Origin of the sequence: Nonomuraea sp. NPDC052116, assembly GCF_040680035.1 — a bacterium.
Lineage (GTDB): Bacteria > Actinomycetota > Actinomycetes > Streptosporangiales > Streptosporangiaceae > Nonomuraea > Nonomuraea angiospora_A.
This window is the reverse complement of record NZ_JBFAWA010000035.1, coordinates 58,339-77,485: the sequence shown is the minus strand read 5'-3', so window position 1 is coordinate 77,485 and position 19,147 is coordinate 58,339. Positions and strand designations below refer to the sequence as shown.

Genomic DNA, 19,147 nt, shown 5'->3' with positions numbered 1-19,147 from the left:
GAAACGCCGCCGTCATACGCCGTTGCGCAGAATGTGAGCCATGACGAGTATCCGCGCCCTTGCCGAAGCCGATCTGCCCGCCGTCGCCGACATCTACGCCCACTACGTGACCGGCGGCGTGGCCACGTTCGACGAGACGCCGCTCGACATCGGCCAGTGGCGGGCCAAGGCGGACGGCATCGCGGGCGCGGGGCTGCCGTTCCTGGTGGCCGAGGTGGACGGCGCGGTCGCCGGGTACGCCTACGTCGCCCAGTACCGCCCCAAGCCGGCCTACCGGCACACGGTCGAGGACACGATCTACCTGGCGCCCGCCTTCACCGGACGGGGGCTCGGGAAGCTGCTCCTCGCCGAACTGATCAAGAAGACCGGCGAGACCCCCGCCCGCCAGATGATCGCGGTGATCGCGGACTCGGGCGACCCGGCGTCGGCCCGGCTGCACAAGGCGTTCGGATTCGAGGAGGCCGGGCGGCTGCGGGCGGTCGGATTCAAGCACGGGCGCTGGATCGACACCGTGCTGCTTCAGCTCGACTTGCGATAAAAGGCCCCTGCCGGTTCGACCACCCGGCAAACTTCGGCAGGATAGAGAGCGTGAGCCTACTCGTTGACCGCCTGCCCGAAGACATCGACGCCGACCCGGACGCGATCTTCGACGCGTTCGTCCAGTGGAACTCCGAGCGGGGGCTCACTCTCTATCCCGCTCAGGAGGAGGCGCTCATCGAGGTCGTCTCCGGCAGCAACCTGATCCTGGCCACCCCGACCGGCTCAGGCAAGTCGCTGGTGGCCGCGGGCGCCCACTTCGCGGCGCTGACGCGCGACCAGCGCACCTTCTACACCGCGCCGATCAAGGCGCTGGTGTCGGAGAAGTTCTTCGACCTGTGCGCCATCTTCGGCACCGAGAACGTCGGCATGATGACCGGCGACGCCAGCGTCAACCCGGGCGCGCCGATCATCTGCTGCACGGCCGAGATCCTGGCGAACGTGGCGCTGCGCGACGGCGCCGGGGCCGACATCGGCCAGGTCGTCATGGACGAGTTCCACTTCTACGCCGAGCCCGACCGCGGGTGGGCGTGGCAGGTGCCGATCCTGGAGCTGCCCAACGTGCAGTTCATCCTCATGTCGGCCACGCTCGGTGACGTGTCGATGTTCGAGCGCGACCTGACCAGGCGCACCGGCCGGCCGACGTCCGTGGTCAAGCACGCCGAACGCCCGGTGCCGCTGATCTACTCCTACCGGATGACGCCCCTGCACGAGACGCTGGAGGAGATGCTCAAGACCGGGCAGGCGCCGGTCTACGTCGTGCACTTCACGCAGGCGGCGGCGATGGAGCGGGCGCAGGCCCTGATGTCCATCAACATGGCGACGAAGGCCGAGAAGGAGGCCATCGCCACGATGATCGGGGGTTTCCGCTTCACGACGCGGTTCGGGCGGGCGCTGTCCCGGCTGGTGCGCCACGGCATCGGGGTGCACCACGCGGGGATGCTGCCGAAGTACCGGCGCCTGGTGGAGCGGCTGGCCCAGGCGGGGCTGCTGAAGGTCATCTGCGGCACCGACACCCTCGGCGTCGGCGTCAACGTGCCGATCAGGACGGTGCTGTTCACGGCGCTGTCCAAGTACGACGGCAACAAGGTGCGGCGGCTGCGCGCCCGCGAGTTCCACCAGATCGCGGGCCGGGCGGGCCGGGCCGGGTTCGACACCATCGGCTACGTCGCCTGCCAGGCCCCCGAGCACGACATCGAGAACGCCAAGGCCCTGGCCAAGATCGGCGACGACCCCAAGCGGCGGCGCGGCTACGCGCGCAAGAAGCCGCCGGAGGGGTTCGTGGGCTGGAGCGAGGAGACCTTCCAGAAGCTCCAGGAGGCCGAGCCGGAGCCGCTCAACTCCCGCTTCAAGGTCAGCAACGCGATGCTGCTCGCGGTCATCAACCGGCCGGGCGACTGCTTCCAGGCGATGAAGCACCTGCTGACCGACAACCACGAGGACCGCAAGTGGCAGCGGCGGCACATCAGCCAGGCCATCGCGATCTACCGGTCGCTGCTGGCGGGCGGCATCGTGGAGCAGTTCGCCGAGCCCGACGAGCAGGGCCGGCGGGCCAGGCTGACGATCGACCTGCAGGAGGACTTCGCACTCAACCAGGCGCTGTCCACGTTCGCGCTGGCCGCGTTCGACCTGCTCGACCGCGAGTCGCCGTCGTACGCGCTGGACATCGTCTCGATCGTGGAGTCGATCCTCGACGACCCGCGGCAGATCCTGTCGGCGCAGCTGAAGAAGGCGCGCGGCGAGGCGGTCGCGCAGATGAAGGCCGACGGCATCGAGTACGAAGAGCGCATGGAGCAGCTGGCCGAGGTCATGTACCCGATGCCGCTGGAGGACCTGCTGCTCGGGGCCTACGAGACCTACCGGCGCGGGCATCCGTGGGTGGGCGACTACACGGTCAGCCCCAAGTCCGTCATCCGCGACATGTTCGAGCGGGCGATGACGTTCAGCGACTACATCCAGTTCTACGAGCTGACCAGGTCCGAGGGCACGGTGCTGCGCTATCTGGCCGACGCCTACCGGACGCTGTCGCGTACGGTGCCCGAGCACCTCAAGACCGACGATCTGGTCGATCTGATCGAGTGGCTCGGCGAGCTGGTCCGCCAGGTCGACTCCTCGCTGATCGACGAGTGGGAGAAGCTCACCAACCCGGCCGAGGCGCTGGAGCAGAAGGACCAGCTGGAGGCCAAGGTGCGGCCGGTCACGGCCAACCCGCGGGCCTTCCGCGTGCTGGTGCGCAACGCGATGTTCCGGCTGGTGGAGCTGTGCGCCATCGAGAAGGAGGAGGAGCTGGAGGAGCTGGCTCCCGACGTCGACTGGGGCGCGGCGCTGGACGCGTACTACGCCGACCATGAGGAGATCTTCACCGACGCCGACGCGCGCGGGCCCGCGCTGCTGCGGATCGAGGAGGAGAGCGGGCTCTGGAAGGTCCGGCAGACGATCAAGGATCCGGCCGGCGACGGTGACTGGGGCATCGACGCCCAGGTGGATCTGGCGGCCTCCGACGAGGAGGGCCGCGCGGTCCTGCACGTGACCGGCCTCAACAGACTCTGAGGCGGCTGGGAAGCTGCGCTGGGGCTGCCCCCGAAGCCCAATGCAGCCCCAGAAAATGACAAGCCGTGTGCCGGAACGGACTGGCAAGGGCGCCCCGGCACACGCCTGTCGGATCAAGTGTCCTCGGTGGAACGTCGGGGTCGTGTCATGACAATGTCCCAAGATCGAGACATTTCTCGCAATCAACAGTCGGCGATGGTGCAGACCTTGGCGAGCATGCGCTTGGTGTCACTGGTCTGCTGCTTGAAGTCGGCCTTGGCGGGCTTGCCCCATTCGCCGGCCACGGTGTAGAGGATCAGGGCGTTCCCGCGGCGGGTCACCATGGCCCGCTCGCCGCCGACGGCGGCCTTCTTGCCCTGGTATGCCTGGCCGGTGACCTTCAGCCCCTCGTCGCCGAGGTCCATCGCGGCGGCGGAGTAGCGGTAGCCGGACCGGGAGCAGGCGCGTACGGCGGCGCCCAGGTCGCGCAGGGCCTTGCCCGCGGCCTCGGCCGTCGCGTAGAGGATCACCTGCTCGGACTTGGAGTAGTCGGGCACCGCGGTGTAGGTGAGCGTCCTGGCCTGGGCGCGGCCCGACTGGGCGAGCCTGGCTTTCTGGCACGGGTTGACGACCAGGGCGGCGGACCTCTTGCCGCTGGCCGTCCAGCTCGTCTCGGGGTTGTCGTCCTTCGTGGCGGCGGCCTTCTCGTACAGCAGGAAGTTGTTCGGGATGGCGAGCGAGACCGCGACTAACAGCGCTGGGATCATGCGACAAAATGGTAGGGGTGAACGACGAAGAACTCAGGCGCGTGCTCGGACTGCTCTATCAGGACGACACGTTACGGACCTTCGCCTCCCTGGTGCTGGGCGAGACCGACGGCCTGTCCCCCAAGGCACTGCGCAAGCTGGCCGGCGGCGGCCTGGCGACGTGTGACGAGAGCGGCAAGTGGCGGGCCGCGCCCGAGCGGTTCAGGGAGCTGCTGCGGGCGCGGGCCGAGCCGGCGCAGGCGCTGAGCGCCGATGAGCGGGTGCTGCGCACGTTCCTGGTGGACGGGCGGCTGACGACCATGGGGATGCGCCGCGACAAGCGGCTCGTGGTGCTGCGCTACATCGCCACGCTGTTCGAGCCGGGTGTGCGCTACCCGGAGAAGGACGTCAACGTGACGCTGCGGGCCTTCCACGACGACTACGCGGCGCTGCGCCGCTACCTGGTGGACGAGGGACTGCTCTCCAGGGAGGGCAACGTCTACTGGCGCAGCGGCGGGCACGTGGACATCGGCACCGTAGAGGTCTAACGGCGCAGGTTGCTGGTCCAGGCGTCGAGTTTGGCTTGCCAGCGCTCCGGGTCCTCCGGCCGGCCCGGCACGCCGGGCCGGGTCTGCCAGGGCAGCGGCCCCTCCTCGTGCCGGTACTCCACGCCGATCGCCTCCAGGCGGGGCAGGTGCGCCGCCAGCCGCGTGCGGAAGTCGGCCAGGTCGCGCTCGGGAGAGCTCCACACCGTCTCGGAGAAGGCCGTGAGCCGGGGGAAGGCCATGTAGTCCGCGTGCCGGGCGGAGTCGATCAGCTCCGTCCACAGGCAGCACTGCGCGCCCAGCACGCGGTCGGCCGCCGGTTCGCCGCGCAGGTCGGCGGGCACGGGCTCGAAGGCGTAGACGTCCTCCAGCGCCAGCACCGTCCCGAACGGGACCGGCTCCTCCTCCCCCGGCCCCTGCCGGTAGTCCAGGTAGAGGCTCGTGTTCGAGCAGTTGATCACGTCGTGGCCCCTCCTGGCGGCGGTCACCGCGCCCAGCTCGCCGCGCCAGGACGCGACCACCGCACCGGGCGCGAGGCCGCCCTCCAGGATCTCGTCCCAGCCGACGAGCCGGCGGCCGCGCGCCGTCAGGTAGGCGTCGAACTGGTGGATGAACCAGCTCTGCAGCTCCTCCTCGTCCCGCAGCCCCAGCTCGGCGATGCGCCGCTGCGCCGCGGGGCTGGCCCGCCACTGGTCCTTGCGGCACTCGTCGCCGCCCAGCACGATGTACGGGCTGGGGAACAGGTCGAGCACCTCGTCCAGCACGTTCTGGAAGAACTTGATCGTGCTGTCCTCGACGTTGACCACGTTGTGGCCGACGCCCCAGGTCGTGCGCACCTCCAGGGGCGCGTCCAGGTTGCCCAGCTCCGGGTAGGCGGCGATGGCGGCCTGGGTGTGGCCGGGCAGGTCGATCTCGGGGACCACCGTCACGTGCCGGGCGGCCGCGTAGGCGACGATCTCTCTGATGTCGTCCTGGGTGTAGTGGCCGCCGTGCGGGCGGCCGTCCATGGGGCCGTCCCAGCCGGTCTGGCTCTCCTTGCGCCAGGAGCCGGCCTCGGTCAGCCTCGGGTAGCGGCGGATCTCGACCCGCCAGCCCTGGTCGTCGGTGAGGTGCAGGTGCAGGACGTTCAGCTTGTGCAGGGCCAGCAGGTCGATGAAGCGGAGCACGTCCCGCTTGACCATGAAGTGCCGGGCGACGTCGAGGAGGGCCCCGCGCCACCCGAACCTGGGCGCGTCCTCGACGTACGCGCCGGGCACCTCGAAGGGGCCGCCCCCGGCCTTCCTGAAGGCGGCGGGCGGCAGCAGCTGCCTGAACGTCTGCGCTCCGTAGAAGGCCCCGGCGGGACCGCCCGCGACGATCTCCACCGTGGCGCCGACGGTCAGCCGGTACGCCTCCGGCGGCAGGTCGCCGAGCGCCAGGGTGATCGTTCCCGAGCCTCCCGGCAGCAGCTGGCCACCGGTGACGGGGGCGAGCTCGCCGCGCAGCCAGGCGGCCACCTCGCCGAGCGCCGGGTCGGCGGCGAGCGAGGTCTCGCGGTCGAGAACGAACGCCCCTGGCCTGGGCTCGTGCTTGACGGGCTTGGGAACGATCAACAACGGCAGACTCCTTACTTGCAAATGATGGCGGCGTCGGCGAAGTCGGCGTGGTCGGAGGTCGCGTTGTCGCCTCCGTTGGTCGCGACCAGCCGGACATATCTGGCGCCCTCGACGGACGCGGTGACCTTGCGGGCGGGCATGGCGCCGGTGAGCACGCCCGAGTGGGCGACCCGGCCGCCGTCGGTCCAGACCTCGAAGTCGGCCGAGCCCGCCGCGCCGACCTCGTCGTCGATCCCGGCCTGGAACTCGACGGTGGAGCAGCGTCCGGCGAGGTAGTACTCGATCTCGGCGGGCGCGTGGGCGCCGAGGCCCTTGGCGTAGGTGACGCCCTCGATGGTGATCGGCTTGCCGTCGCCGGCCGCCTTGTCACCGTTGCTGGTGTCCTTCTCGACCGGGCCGAAGTAGTTCTTGGCGCTGGTCCAGGCCACGTCGCTGAGGGAGGTCCGCCCCGGCCCCGGCGCCGTCGCGACCGTCACGACGGCCACGGCGGTCTGGGCGCCCTGGGTGAAGGTGAGCTCGTAGTTCCCCGGCGTCGCGCCGGCGGGCGGGGTGACGGCCCACTTCACGGTGAGCGTCTCGCCGCCGTCGAGCCGGCTCGCCCTGGCAGGCGTGCGCGCGGCGACCTGCCACCCGTCCGGTACGCGGGCCGCGACCTCGACGTCACGCAGCCGTGCGGTGGCCCCGGTGTTGGTGACCCGGGTGACGATCTCGCCGGCCTTGCCCGGCTCCAGCACCGAGGGCCGGTCGTCGCCGAGGAATTTGGGCGGGTCGGCCTCGAACGTCACCAGCGGCGGCGCCTGCTCGCGGCTCTCGCTCACCCGGTAGAGCAGCGCCCCGTGCGCGGGGACCTGGGCCGACAGCTCGCCCTTGGACGAGGCGACCGCGCCGCTCCACAGCTCCTCGACCCGGTAGCGCGAGCCGCCGAGCCGGGTCGCGATGGTGGCCGCGCGGTCGCTCTCGTTGAACAGCGCGATGGCCCGGTCGCCGTTGGCCAGCGGCTTGGACAGCACGTGGTACCAGCCGTCGGTCTTGACGAATGTGCCGTGGACGCCCAGCGAGTCCTGATCGACGGCGACGACCTTGGGGTTGGCCACGACCGAGGGCGGCGCGGCGGCCGGGTCGGCCTGCAGGATCAGCGGCGCGGCGCCGACGGCCCAGAGGGTGAACTGGGAGCGGTACTCGGCCTCGGTCATCCCGCCGCGTCCGGCCTGGATCAGGTCGGGGTCGGCCCAGCTGCCCGGGCCCGCGTACTCGGCCCTGAGCTGGTTGGTCTCCCAGATGTCCACCATCGTGGCGTAGGTGTCGGGGATGGGGCGGTTGTAGACGTTCGTCCGCCAGGTGGTGGCGCCCGCGCCCTTGCCCCAGAGCCACGGCACGGTGCTGCCGTCCTCGTTGTTCATGGCGAACACGACGTCCGCGCCGAGGGCCTGGCGCATGCGGGGGTAGAGGACCTGGGCGATCTGCTGCACGTTCTGGCCGGGGAAGTCGGCGGCGGGGATGTTGCACCAGTCGTACTTGACGTAGTCGACGCCCCAGCCCTTGAGCTGCTCGGCGTCGGCGGCCTCGCTCTTGTACGAGCCGGGGCCGCCGCCGGAGCACGCCTTGGTGCCCGCCGACAGGCTGAGCCCCAGCTTCATGCCCTTGCCGTGGACGTAGTCGGCCAGGGCCTTGACACCGCCGGGGAAGCGGGTGGCGTCCGGGGCGAGGGCTCCGCCCGCGCGCTGCGCGGCCAGCCAGCAGTCGTCGACGATGACGTACCGGTAGCCGAGCGGGACGAGGGGCACGAGGGCGTCGGCGGCCTTGCGTACCGACGACTCGGAGACCGAGCAGCCGAGCGACCGGCTGCTCCAGCCCATCGGCGGACCGGCCGCCGCTTCGGCGGTGCTGGCCAAGGTGCCGGCTAACGGCACGAAGGGCATGGCGAGGAGGGCCGCCGCGGTGGCGGCCGTGAGGATGCGCATGGGAGTCCTGTCAGGCGGGGTTGAGTCTGGCGGCGCCCGGCTCGATGGCGAAGGAGCCGGAGGTGTAGGCGGGGGCGTACGGCTCGGTGACGCGTGACAGCGACCGGAAGTCGACCTTCATCTCCTGCTGGGTGAGCTTGGTGCGCACGTAGCCCCGGCGGCCGTTGAAGAACTTCACGTGCGGGTTCTCGTTGAGCAGCACCTGCGTGTTGGGGTATTCGTCCAGGCCGTTGCCGGCGCTCGTCACCGAGGTGGTCACCAGCTCGACCGCCACGGACTTCGACTCCGGGTCCTGGTAGTCGCGCTTGACCTCGCCGGCCCAGTGGCTGTGCACGTCGCCGGTGAGCACGACGGCGTTGCGCTTGTAGGTGTCGATGGCGGCCGTCAGGCGGTTGCGGGAGGCGACGTAGCCGTCCCAGCCCTCGTTCGAGTAGCCCTTGCCCTCGCCGTTCGTCCAGTCCATCTCCATGAGGAAGACCTGCTGGCCGAGCAGGTCCCAGGTGGCGCGCGAGCCCTTCAGCTCGCCGTCCAGCCAGGCCTCCTGGTCGCGGCCCAGGATCGTGCGGTTCGGCTCCAGGCGGTCGAGGCAGTCGGGGCCGACGGTGCCGCTCTTGCCGGTGCACGCGTACAGGTCGCGGTACTGGCGGGTGTCGAGCAGGTGCAGGTTGGCCACCGCGCCCCAGCGGATGCTGCGGTAGAGCTTGAGCGCCGACCCGTTCGGCTTCTGGGCGCGGCGCAGCGGCATGTTCTCGTAGTACGCCTGGAAGGCGGCGGCCCGGCGGGCCAGGAACGGCGGGTCGGGCTGCTCGGGCACGTCGCCGGCCCAGGCGTTCTCGATGTCGTGGTCGTCCCACACCACGACCCAGGGGGCGATGGCGTGGGCCAGCTGCGACTCGGGGTCGGCCTTGTGCTGGGCGTGGCGTAACCGGTATCCGGCCAGGTCGAAGCACTCGCCGCCGGCCTGGTCGCGGACCGGGTACTTGTAGTCGCCGTACTCGTAGATGTAGTCGCCGAGGAAGGCGATCAGGTCGGGCTGGTCCTCGGCCATCCTGCGGTACGGCGTGAACCAGCCCACCTGGTAGTCGGCGCAGGAGGTGAACGACAGGTTCAGGGCCCGGCTGCGGGTGCCGGGGGCGGGGGCGGTGAGGGTGCGGCCGACGGGGCTGAGCTCGCCTTCGGCCTTGAAGCGGTAGAAGTACTCGGCGCCCGGTTGGAGGCCGTCGAGCTCGACGTGCACGCTGTGGGCCGCGTCGGTGCGGGCCACCTCGGCGCCGCTCCGTACGACGTGCCGGAAGTTCTCGTCCTTGGCGAGCTGCCACTGGACCGGCACCGGGCGGGCCGGCATGCCGCCGAGGCCGTCGAGGGCGACCGGGTTCATGGCGAGCCGGGTCCACAGGACCACGCCGCCGGGCGTGGGCTCGCCGGAGGCGACGCCGAGCTGGAAGGGGTCGGAGAGAGGGGCGCGCCGGACGGCCGCGCGCACGGGTTCGGCACCCAGTGCGGCGGAAATGCCCAGGCTCGCGCCCCCGGCGAACAGTGAACGCCGGGTGATCATGGGGGTCCTTACTTGACGGTGGCGTTGCCCTCGGCCACGGCCTGGTCGGCGGCGGCCTTGGGGGTGAGCTTGCCGAGGTACATCTCGTTGAAGATCTGGTTGAGCTTGGTCTCGAAGCCGGTGAAGCCGGTGGTGACCGGCAGCGGGAAGGTCGAGCCCGTGGATTCCTGCTCGAAGGGCGCGACGTCGATCTTCTTGGCCTTCCAGTAGTCGACGTAGCCCTGGCTGAGGCCGTTGAGCGCGGGGAAGACGTAGCCGCCGTCGGCCATCATCTTCTGCGGCTCCTGGGTGCCGAGGTATTCGGCCAGCTTCATGGCCTCCTTGGGGTGCTTGCTCTTGGCGTAGACGGCCTCGGCCAGGCCGTTCAGGTTGACGGAGCGGCCCTGCGGCCCCTCGGGCATGGCCGCGACGCCCATCTCGAACGTGGCCTCCGGCGCCACGAACGGCAGCAGCGCGTTGTTGGCGGGGAACATCGCGACCTTGCCCGCCTTGAACATGTCGGTGATCTTGCCGGTGGGCGGGTTCGTCTGGGTGGCGGGCGGGGCGACGTGGTGCTTGTTGACCAGGTCCACGCCGAACTGCAGCGCCTCGACCGACGCCGGGTCGTTGAAGGCGTACTTGCCGAAGGGCTTGTCGACGAGCTTGCCGCCGTTGGAGCTGACCCAGTTCATCCACTGCGTCTGGTAGTGGTTCCAGGAGGCGAAGCCGTACGTCTTGACCTTGGCGGGGTCGAAGCCCGCGTCGCCGGGGTGCTTGCCGGCCTCGTCCACGGTGAGCTTGCGCGCGGTGTCGAGGAGGGTGCCGGTGCCGTCCTTGGCCCAGGTCAGCTTGTCGGGCATCTCGACGCCGGCCTGCTTGAACAGGTCCTTGTTGTAGAGCAGGCCGACGATGCCCCAGTCCTTCGGGACGCCGTAGAGCTTGTTCTCGTAGGTGAAGGAGCCGACGACGGTCTGGTGGTACTTCGACGCGTCCACCTGGACCGGCGACAGGACGCCCTTGGTGACGTACTCGGGGAACTGGGTGGGGGTCATCCAGAAGACGTCCGGCGCGGTGCCCGCGACGACGTCGGCGGTGAGCTTCGTCCAGTACTGGTCGTACGGCAGGAGCTCGATGTTGACGTGGATGCCGGGGTTGGCCTTCTCGAAGGCCGCCATGACCTTCTCGTAGCCGACCTTCTGCTGGTCGTCCCAGAGCCGGTACGTCAACGTGACCTGATCGGACCCGCCTCCGCCGCCCGAGCCCGAGCCGCAGGAGGTGAGGGCGAGCAGGGCGGCGCCGAGCAGCGCCCAGCGAATCGGGGGGTTGCGCAACATTCGCTGACCTCTTCTTACTTGAGACCTGTGAGGACCACGGATCTGACGATGTGCTTCTGGAAGAAGATGAAGATGGCCACCATCGGGACCAGCGCGATCAGGCTGCCGGCCATCATGAGGTTGTAGTCGACGCCGATGCCCTGCTTGAGCGTGGCGATGGCCACCGTGATGACCTTGGTGTCGTCGCCGCTGGTGATGATCAGCGGCCAGAGGAAGCTGTTCCAGGACGAGATCACGGTGATGATCGCCAGCGTGCCGAGCGCCGGGCGGCAGAGCGGGAGCATGACGCGCAGCAGGATCGTCAGCGGGCCCGCTCCGTCGATCCGCGCCGCCTCCTCCAGGCCGGCGGGCAGGGTCTTGAAGAACTGGCGCATCAGGAAGATCCCGTACGGGGTGCCGAGCACGTACGGGGCGAGCAGGCCGTACCAGGTGTTGACCAGGTCCAGCTGCCGCATGATCAGGAACAGCGGGATCATGGTGACGGCGCTGGGCACCATCATCGTGGCCACGAACAGCCAGAACAGCGCGTCCCTGCCCCTGAACCGGAGCCGGGCGAACGCGTACGCGGCGAACGTGGTGAACACCAGCTGCCCGGCCGTCAGCAGCGCCGTCATCACGGCCGTGTTGAGCAGGTAGCGGGGGAAGTCGCCGGCCAGCATCTTCGCCAGGTTGTCCGTGGTCGGCGGCAGCCCCGGCAGCCATGGGGCCGTCTCGCTGAGCTGCCCCTGCGTCTTGAACGCGGTCAGGACCACGAGCAGGTACGGGAAGACGGAGACGAACGCACCGATGGCGAGCACGGCGTACAGGAAAATTCGCTTGGCCACGAGTCTCTCAGCTCTCAGCTCAGGTCGTAGGTGGTGCGCTTGCCGAAGAACCTGACCTGCGCCATCGTCACCAGGAAGATGATCAGGAAGAGCAACGTCGACAGCGTGGCCGCGTAGCCGAAGTCGAACTCCTTGAACGCGGTCTGGTAGATCCGGAAGTTCAGCACCTCGGTGGTGTGGCTGGGGCCGCCGTCCGTCATCGCGAACACCGTGTCGAACACCTGGAAGGCGCCGATCAGGTTTGTCACGCTGACGAAGAACATCGTGGGGTTGAGCAGCGGCAGCGTGACCCGCCAGAACCGCTGGGCCGGGGTCGCGCCGTCGGTCTCGGCCGCGTCGTGCAGCTCCTTCGGGATGCCTTGCAGGCCGGCCAGGAAGAACAGCATGTTGTAGCCGGTGTACTGCCAGATGCTGACCAGCGCGACGGCGGGCAGCGCCCACGCGGGGTCGGACAGCCAGTCGGGGCCGGTGACGCCGACCAGCGCGAGCGCGCTGTTGATGGCGCCCTCGCGGGGGTCGAAGATCCAGTTCCAGATCAGCGCGAGGACGATGGGCGTGGCCATCCAGGGGACCACGAAGAGCGAGCGGTAGAACCTGACGCCCTTGACGCGCTGGTTGAGCAGCATGGCGAGGGCCAGGGCGAGCACGGTCTGGAGCGGGATGCACAGCAGCACGTACGCGACCGTCACCCCGAGCGAGTGCCACGCCTGCCCGTCCCCCGCCAGGCGGCGGTAGTTGTCCAGCCCGACGAACTCGGGGGACGAGAGCAGCTCCCAGTCGAAGAGGCTGAGGACGAGCACGATGAGCATCGGCAGCAGGAGGAACGCGATCACCCCGAAGAGGCTCGGGGCGACGAAGAGGTAGGCGTGCCGGCCGCTCCCCCGCCTCTTGGCCACCTTGACGTCCGCCACCAGGCTGCTCCGCGCGATGTGGGTGGTCACGAGGGGTCCGTCGCCGTCGGGACCATGAGGCGCCTGGTCGTCTCCAGGCCCCAGTCGTCCAGCGCCGCGATCGGGTCGCTCGACCCGCGCAGGCCGCCCGTGCCGGCAATGTGCGCGGCCCACTCCTCCCGCGCCTCCACCTCGGGACGCAGGATGATGCAGTCGGGGTCGTTCACCCACCAGCGGGCGTGCAGGAACTCGCGGGCCGCGCCGGTGAGCCGGGCGCCGAGCTGGGACGGCTGGCTGATGTCGCCGGATTTGGGCTGCAGGGTCGGCGCGATGTCCGGGCTGACCCGCATGACGTCGACCAAGCCGATGCTGGGCAGCATGGGCGCGCCGCACCCGTGCAGGGTGGCGTCCGCGCCCGCGCCCCGGCGGATCAGCTCCAGGCCCCGCCGGTACGCGGCGATCGGGTCGAGGTCCTCGTGCCGCCCGCCCGCGAGGGCTCCCGCGTAGATGAAGTCGAGCTTGAAGTGGCTGATGCCCATGGCGCTGAACGTGCGGAAGACGTTCACGAGATGCTCGGCCGCCTCCGGGTTGGTGACGTCGAGCACGGCCAGCTCCTGGTCCCACATGCGCCCGGCGTACGCGTCCCGGACCAGCCAGTCGGGGTGCTCGCGGAAGATCCGGCTGCGGTGGCCGACGAGGAACGGCGCGGTCCAGATCCCGGCCCGCCGCCCGGCGCCCGTGACGGCGTCCACGGCCCGCGCCAGCGAGCCGAACTCCGGCCGCCCCTCCAGCCAGTCGCCGATCTCGGCCTCGTAACCGTCGTCGACGAGGAACATGTCGGCGCCCAGGCCGAGGCGTTCGGAGCTCTGGAGGTTCTCGATGACGTCGGCGTCGGTGACCTTGTCCCAGTAGCCGTACCAGGTGCACCACATGGGCGGGACGGCTGGGAACGTCCGCTTCTCCGTCATGGTGTCCGCCCAGTCGCGCAGGGCCTGGTCCAGGTCGCCTTCGGCGCGGTGGTGGCGTACCGGGCCGTCGGCGGAGATCACCAGGCGGCCGCCCTCTTCACGCGCCCTGATCGAGGGCACCCGGAGGGGGCCGGGCGCGGACCAGAGCTCGACGGAGCCGTCACCCGGCTCGACGGCCAGCAGCCCTTCGCCCTGGAACACCCCCTGGGGGATGGGGGTCTCGGGGCGGTAGGCGAGGATCTGGATGGTCTCGTCGGCGGGCCGGGGCGGAGTGTCCGTCAGGCGGTACGCGCCGGTGGGGCTCCACGACTGCCAGCCGTGCTCGAACACCCGCGCCTCGCCAGGGCCGCACCTGATCTCGCCGATGTCTTCGAACGACATCCTCAATCCTCTCGACTTACGAAGGAGCACTTCATTAGTAGCACTGGCTCTCCGGCGGGGTCAATGACGGATTTTTGGCGCAATAACAGGAGGTGGAGGCGGCGCGTACAGCCGTCAATCGCTGGCATAATCTCTGGTTACAGAGGAGACCTACTTAAGGACGGCGATGGCGGACGTTCGCGGCGGCGACCTGTCCCGGCTGCGGCAGCTCAACTCGCTGACGGCCATCCGGGAGCTGCGCAGGGCGGGACCGCTCACCCTGTCGGCGCTCGCCGAGCGCACCGGCCTGTCGCGGCCGTCCATGAAGGAGGTCACCGACGAGCTCATGGGCCTGGGCTGGGTGGAGGAGGTGCCGCCGAGCCCCGGCACGATGGGCCGGCCGGCCCGCCGCTACCGCTTCCGCGCCGACAGCGGCTACCTGGTCGGGGTGGACATAGGGGGTCACAACATCCGCGCCGCCCTGTCCGACCTGGACGGCGAGATCCTCGCCGAGACCCGGCAGCCGGTACTGCCCGACGACCCGATCGAGGAGCGCCTGGCGGCGATCGAACGCGCCATCTCCGGCTGCCTGGCGCTCAGCCGTACGTCGGTCTCCGACCTGTGGATGATCTCGGTCGGCACGGTCGGCGTGATCGACGTCGAGGGGCGCGTCATCTACTCGGCCGCCGTACCCGCCTGGCGCGACCTCGACCTCGCGGGCAAGCTGCGCGAGATGTTCCCCTGCCAGATCCTCATCGAGAACGACAGCCGCCTGGCCGCCATGGCCGAGACCCGGCGCGGGGTGGCCAAGGGCGCCAGGGACGTGGTGTTCATGCACGTCGGCCGGCGCATGGGAGCCGGGTTGATCATCGGCGGGAAGGTGCACAGGGGGTTCGGGGCGGCGGCCGGGGAGATCTCCATGCTGCCCGAGGCCCGCTGGTACGACCCCGCCGAGCACCTCAACACCTGCCCGTCCCTCCCCGAGGGCACGCCGCCCGAGGACGCGGCCGGCTGGACGCTGGCCGCCGCCCGCAACGGGGACCCGGTGGCGCTCGCCGCCGTCGAACGGTACGTGGACGACCTCGCGGTGGGCACGGCCGCGATGGTGCTCATCCTGGACCCGCAGATGGTGGTACTGGGCGGCGGCTTCTCCCGCTCGTCCGACGTGCTGCTGGGGCGGCTGCGGGAGCGGTTGGAGCGTACGTGCATGCGGATGCCGGAGGTGCGGGCGTCGACGCTGGGGGACGAGTGCGTGGTGGTGGGGGCCATCGACTACGCGGTCGACCACCTCGACGACCAGCTCTTCACCCCCGACAGAGGCCCTCTCCCGTTCACCCGCTGACGCCCTTGGGTCAGGAGGGCGGGCGGCGGCGGGCGCGGTAGTCGCGGGGTGGCAGGCCGTACTCGCGGCTGAAGGCCCGGCTGAAGTGGAACGGGCTGACGAAGCCGGACGCCGCCGCCACCTGCCCCACGTCCAGGTCCGTCACCTCCAGCAGACTCGCGGCGTGCCGTACCCGCGCCTCGCGGACCGCCTGCATCGGGCTGCGCCCGGTCTCGGCGGCGAACAGGTGGGCGAAGCGGGACGGCGAGAGCGCGACGGCACGCGCGAGCGAGGCGACCGAGTGCGCCGCACCGGGTTCGGCGGCGATGAGCGCGAGCGCCCGGCGTACCCGCTCGTCGCCCTCGTCCGGCCGCCGCGCCCCCTCGGGCCGGGCGGAGGCGGTGGCCAGGACGATCGCCTCCTCGACCGCCCCCAGCACCAGCTCGCGCACCGGCCCCGACAGGACGACGGCGGGCAGTCGCGCCTCGGCGGAAGCCGCCACGGGACGGTACGCGTCGGGCAGGGGCGCGGCCGGCACCCACCGGGCGTCCTGGAGCGCGCGCTCGAACGCCAGCCCCATCCGCCCGCGCACGCCCACCGGCACGCCCCCGACCAGATGGCACCCGTCACCCCGGGCGAACGGCCCCAGCCAGGCCGCCCACGAGGGCCGGGGCTGGAAGTGCACCCACCAGAACCGCCACCGCTCCGCCTTCGGCAGCACCCGGTAGTACTGCGACACCCCGGACCCGAGCACCGCCAGGTCCCCCGCCCGGACCTCGAACGACGCCCCGCCCTGCGCCACGAACCCCGCCCCCGCCTCCGTCCACAGCAGCAGCCAGCTCGGCGACCCGGCGGGACGGCGGGTGGCGTACCCGGGCGCCTTGTCGTAGTGGCCGACGATCGTCAGCTCGGCAGCAGGAACAGACATGTCCTCAGCGGTCACAGGCATACCGTTCCACGATCCCGGTCTCTAGCGTGGGAAACATGAGGCTCAACGACTTCCACGATCAGGGGTACCTGCTGGTGCCCGGTCTCCTCGCCCAGGAAGAGGTGGCCGAGCTGCGCGACGCGTTCATGGCGCTGCACGCCAAGGGGCCGATCCCAGGTCACTTCGCCCCGCAGCCGCAGGAACCCGGCCGGCCGTACGACATCCTCCGTGACTACCCGCGGATCATGCACCCTCACCAGGTGAACGACCTGGCCCTGCGGTATCTGCTCGACACGCGCATCGCCGCGATTCTCCGCGACATCCTAGGAGAGGAGCCGATAGCAGCCCAGAGCATGTTCTACTTCAAGCCGCCGGGCGCCAGGGGCCAGGCGCTGCACCAGGACAACTTCTACCTCCGGGTCGAACCGGGCACGTGCGTGGCCGCATGGGTGGCGCTCGACAAGGTGGACCGGGCCAACGGCGGCCTCGAGGTCGTGCCGGGGACGCACCTCATGGACCTGTTCTGCCCGGAGGAGGCGGACCAGGACATCTCCTTCACCAGGGAGTACGTGCCGCCGCCGCCCGGCCTGACGAAGGTGCCGGTGGACATGGAGCCCGGGGACGTGCTGTTCTTCAACGGCAGCCTGGTGCACGGCTCGGAGCCGAACAGCACGGCCGACCGCTTCAGGCGCAGCTTCATCTGCCATTACGTGGGCCGCTCGGCCGAGCGGATCGCCGAGTACTACCCGACCCTCACGATGTCGGGCGAACCCGTCCAGTTGGCGACGTCCGTGGGCGGCGGCCCCTGCGGCACCGAGATCACCGGCCCGCACTAAGCCGCGTACCCGAAGAAGAGGTCAACCGCCGGAGATGTCGGACTCCGCGTCGCCGTCGGGGATCACGCAGTCCCAGGGGTCGTCCAGCCACCCGTCCGGCAGCAGCACCTTGGTCCGCTCCCCCGACTTCCCCCGAGGCGTGTCGGTGTTCGGCGGCCACGGCTGGTCGTGTTCCAGCTTCGCCAGCCCTTCGCGCAGCCCGTCGAGCGACTCGGACGTGGCCAGCTCCCGCCGCAGCTCGCTCCCGACCGTGAACCCCTTCAGATACCACCCCACGTGCTTGCGGAAATCGGCGACCGCGTACCGCTCGATGTCGAAGCACTCGGTCAGCCCTTCGGCGTGCCTGGCCATCACCTCCGCGACCTCGCCGAGCGTGGGCCGGGCCCGCTCGGGGCTGCCGTTGAACGCGTTCTCCAGGTCCTTGAACAGCCACGGCCGCCCCAGGCAGCCCCGCCCGACCACCACGCCGTCGCACCCGGTGCGCGCCACCATGCGCAGGGCGTCGTCGGCGCACCAGATGTCGCCGTTGCCCAGCACGGGGATCTCCGGCACGGCCTCCTTCAGCCGGGCGATCGCCTCCCAGTCGGCCACTCCCCCGTAATGCTGCTTGGCCGTACGGGCGTGCAGCGCGATCGCCGTGACGCCCTCCTCGACCGCGATCCGCCCCGCGTCGAGATACGTCAGGTGATCGTCGTCGATCCCCTTGCGCATCTTCATCGTGACGGGCAAGGACCCCGCGTTGGCCACCGCCTCCCGCAGGATCCGCCGCAGCAGATTCCTCTTGTACGGCAGCGCGGACCCGCCCCCGCGCCTGGTCACCTTGGGCACCGGGCAGCCGAAGTTCAGGTCGACGTGATCGGCCAGGTCCTCCTCGGCGATCATCTTGACCGCCCGCCCCACGATGTCGGGATCCACCCCGTACAGCTGGATGCTCCTGGGCCGCTCCGACTCCGCGAACCTGATCATCCGCAGCGTCTTCGGGTTGCGCTCGACCAGCGCGCGCGTCGTGATCATCTCGCAGACGAACAGGCCCGCGCCCTGCTCCCTGCACAGCACCCGGAACGGCGCGTTCGTGATGCCCGCCATCGGCGCCAGCACCACCGGCGGCCACACCCCAATCGGCCCAATCTTCACCCCGTCAGTTGTAGCGCAGGTCAGGCCGTAACCGGTATTCGCCAACGTCAGGTTGCCACTCGCGCATCGCTCACACGTTCTACCCGCACAGGCCAAAGCCTGGTAATCTCATGGTCGCTCAGGGTGAGCGCCCACGCCTCCCCGCCCAGGTGGGCAACGATCCCAGCCGAATATGCCTGACGCAGGATGGCTAAGCTGATCAGAGACGTTGTTGTTCGCATCTTGAGCGGAGAGAGGACGGATGCTTCTTCGCGTACGGGTGGCGCTGCCCGACAAGCCGGGCTCGCTCGCACAGGTGACCAAGGTCCTGGGGGCGTCGGGGGCCGACATCACCCAGGTGACCGTGCTCGACCGGGGCGCCGGCCAGGCCGTCGACGACATCACGGTCTTCTGCGCGGAGAGCACGCCCAGGCAGTCGCTGGTCAAGAGCCTGGAGACGGTGGAGGGCGTGGCGGTCGAGGGCATCTGGACCACGCGGGAGGCCCCGGGCACGTACCCTGAGCTGGAGATTCTCAAGTACATCACCACGGCGGGCGACCGCGCGCTCACCACGCTCGTCGACTCGCTCCCGGTCCTGTTCAGCGCCGACTGGGCCGCCACGACGGCCGAGCAGCGCGTCCTGTACGCCAGCTGGCGCGCCCCGAAAGACCTGATCGTCCCGGAGGAGACCCCGTCCCGCCCGACGGCCATCACGCTGGAGGAGGGGCTGCACGTCATCCACGCCCCCCTGCCGCCCCTGGCCCTCTCCCTCCTCCTGGCCCGCTCGGAAGGCCCCGCCTTCCACCGCATCGAGGTCCACCGCCTCACCCGCATCCTGGAGATCTTCCTCAGCCTGCCCGCCACTGAGCGGAGCGTGGCCCGCCAGCTCCGCAAATAGGCGCACTCCACCGCTACGCGTAACCATCCGGTCGGCGAACGCGCTAGAGTTGTCGAGGCAGCAACGCGGAAGTGGCTCAGTGGTAGAGCATCACCTTGCCAAGGTGAGGGTCGCGGGTTCGAATCCCGTCTTCCGCTCGGAGAGATTCGACTCGGTGGCGTGGCCGAGAGGCGAGGCAGCGGCCTGCAAAGCCGTCCACACGGGTTCAAATCCCGTCGCCACCTCCAC

The 19,147-nt window shown here is 70.3% G+C and carries 16 protein-coding genes and 2 tRNA genes; 8 read left to right on the top strand and 10 right to left on the bottom strand.

The features are described 5' to 3' along the window. Positions 1-40: 40 nt before the first annotated feature. Entirely contained in the window at positions 41-538 is a 498-nt protein-coding gene (locus AB0L65_RS47380) for an N-acetyltransferase family protein (protein WP_363972322.1), read from the top strand. A 41-nt stretch (positions 539-579) separates the two neighbouring features. Further along, positions 580-3,087, top strand: a complete 2,508-nt coding sequence (locus tag AB0L65_RS47375; RefSeq protein ID WP_364260695.1) for a DUF3516 domain-containing protein — start codon at positions 580-582, stop codon at positions 3,085-3,087. Between the two features lie 182 nt (positions 3,088-3,269). Here the strand turns inward: AB0L65_RS47375 and AB0L65_RS47370 are convergent, their stop codons facing one another. Next, a complete protein-coding gene (locus tag AB0L65_RS47370) occupies positions 3,270-3,833 on the bottom strand; it encodes a hypothetical protein (RefSeq protein ID WP_364260491.1) in 564 nt (187 codons plus the stop codon). Between the two features lie 17 nt (positions 3,834-3,850). On the opposite strand from AB0L65_RS47370, the gene AB0L65_RS47365 reads away from it, so the two are divergent. Then, positions 3,851-4,360, top strand: a complete 510-nt coding sequence (locus AB0L65_RS47365) for a DUF2087 domain-containing protein (protein ID WP_357735930.1) — start codon at positions 3,851-3,853, stop codon at positions 4,358-4,360. Here AB0L65_RS47365 and AB0L65_RS47360 read toward each other — a convergent pair. From AB0L65_RS47360 to AB0L65_RS47330, 7 genes are read right to left on the bottom strand one after another with little or no spacing between them, the layout of a single operon-like run. Continuing rightward, complete coding sequence (locus AB0L65_RS47360; protein WP_364260692.1) at positions 4,357-5,946, bottom strand: beta-N-acetylhexosaminidase; 1,590 nt, start codon at positions 5,944-5,946, stop codon at positions 4,357-4,359. The two genes, AB0L65_RS47365 and AB0L65_RS47360, sit on opposite strands and share 4 nt — an antisense overlap. Positions 5,947-5,963: 17 nt before the next feature. Next, entirely contained in the window at positions 5,964-7,913 is a 1,950-nt protein-coding gene (locus AB0L65_RS47355; protein WP_364260488.1) for an NPCBM/NEW2 domain-containing protein, read from the bottom strand. A gap of 10 nt (positions 7,914-7,923) precedes the next feature. Continuing rightward, positions 7,924-9,468: an alkaline phosphatase D family protein gene (locus tag AB0L65_RS47350; protein WP_364260485.1), complete on the bottom strand. Its 1,545-nt coding sequence runs from the start codon at positions 9,466-9,468 to the stop codon at positions 7,924-7,926. Between the two features lie 8 nt (positions 9,469-9,476). After that, a complete protein-coding gene (locus tag AB0L65_RS47345; protein WP_350727051.1) occupies positions 9,477-10,781 on the bottom strand; it encodes a sugar ABC transporter substrate-binding protein in 1,305 nt (434 codons plus the stop codon). 14 nt (positions 10,782-10,795) lie between these two features. Continuing rightward, positions 10,796-11,605, bottom strand: coding sequence for a carbohydrate ABC transporter permease (locus AB0L65_RS47340; RefSeq protein WP_364260482.1), 810 nt, complete (start codon positions 11,603-11,605; stop codon positions 10,796-10,798). Positions 11,606-11,619: 14 nt separating this feature from the next. Next, positions 11,620-12,546 carry a sugar ABC transporter permease gene (locus AB0L65_RS47335; protein WP_364260479.1) on the bottom strand — a complete coding sequence of 309 codons (927 nt, stop codon included), beginning with the start codon at positions 12,544-12,546 and terminating at the stop codon, positions 11,620-11,622. Then, entirely contained in the window at positions 12,543-13,844 is a 1,302-nt protein-coding gene (locus AB0L65_RS47330) for a glycoside hydrolase family 36 protein (RefSeq protein WP_364260476.1), read from the bottom strand. The genes AB0L65_RS47335 and AB0L65_RS47330 overlap by 4 nt, the downstream gene beginning before the upstream one ends. A 166-nt stretch (positions 13,845-14,010) precedes the next feature. Between AB0L65_RS47330 and AB0L65_RS47325 the strand changes: the two genes are divergently transcribed. Next, on the top strand, positions 14,011-15,165 hold the full coding sequence (locus AB0L65_RS47325) for an ROK family protein (protein ID WP_364260473.1): 1,155 nt from the start codon (positions 14,011-14,013) through the stop codon (positions 15,163-15,165). Positions 15,166-15,175: 10 nt separating this feature from the next. Here the strand turns inward: AB0L65_RS47325 and AB0L65_RS47320 are convergent, their stop codons facing one another. Beyond that, the gene (locus tag AB0L65_RS47320) at positions 15,176-16,072 is read right to left on the bottom strand and encodes a helix-turn-helix domain-containing protein (RefSeq protein WP_364260470.1); all 897 of its coding nucleotides are present in this window, start codon (positions 16,070-16,072) and stop codon (positions 15,176-15,178) included. 56 nt (positions 16,073-16,128) lie between these two features. On the opposite strand from AB0L65_RS47320, the gene AB0L65_RS47315 reads away from it, so the two are divergent. Further along, positions 16,129-16,908, top strand: coding sequence for a phytanoyl-CoA dioxygenase family protein (locus AB0L65_RS47315; RefSeq protein WP_364260467.1), 780 nt, complete (start codon positions 16,129-16,131; stop codon positions 16,906-16,908). A 21-nt stretch (positions 16,909-16,929) separates the two neighbouring features. Here AB0L65_RS47315 and dusB read toward each other — a convergent pair whose 3' ends face one another. After that, complete coding sequence (gene dusB / locus AB0L65_RS47310; protein WP_364260465.1) at positions 16,930-18,042, bottom strand: tRNA dihydrouridine synthase DusB; 1,113 nt, start codon at positions 18,040-18,042, stop codon at positions 16,930-16,932. Positions 18,043-18,283: 241 nt separating this feature from the next. Between dusB and AB0L65_RS47305 the strand changes: the two genes are divergently transcribed. The 3 genes from AB0L65_RS47305 (at position 18,284) to AB0L65_RS47295 (ending at position 19,146) form a co-directional block, all read left to right on the top strand. Further along, positions 18,284-18,919, top strand: coding sequence for an ACT domain-containing protein (locus AB0L65_RS47305; RefSeq protein WP_364260462.1), 636 nt, complete (start codon positions 18,284-18,286; stop codon positions 18,917-18,919). A gap of 65 nt (positions 18,920-18,984) precedes the next feature. Further along, a tRNA-Gly gene (locus tag AB0L65_RS47300) sits at positions 18,985-19,056 on the top strand. Between the two features lie 16 nt (positions 19,057-19,072). Next, positions 19,073-19,146, top strand: a tRNA-Cys gene (locus AB0L65_RS47295). The last annotated feature ends 1 nt before the right edge of the window (position 19,147 follow it).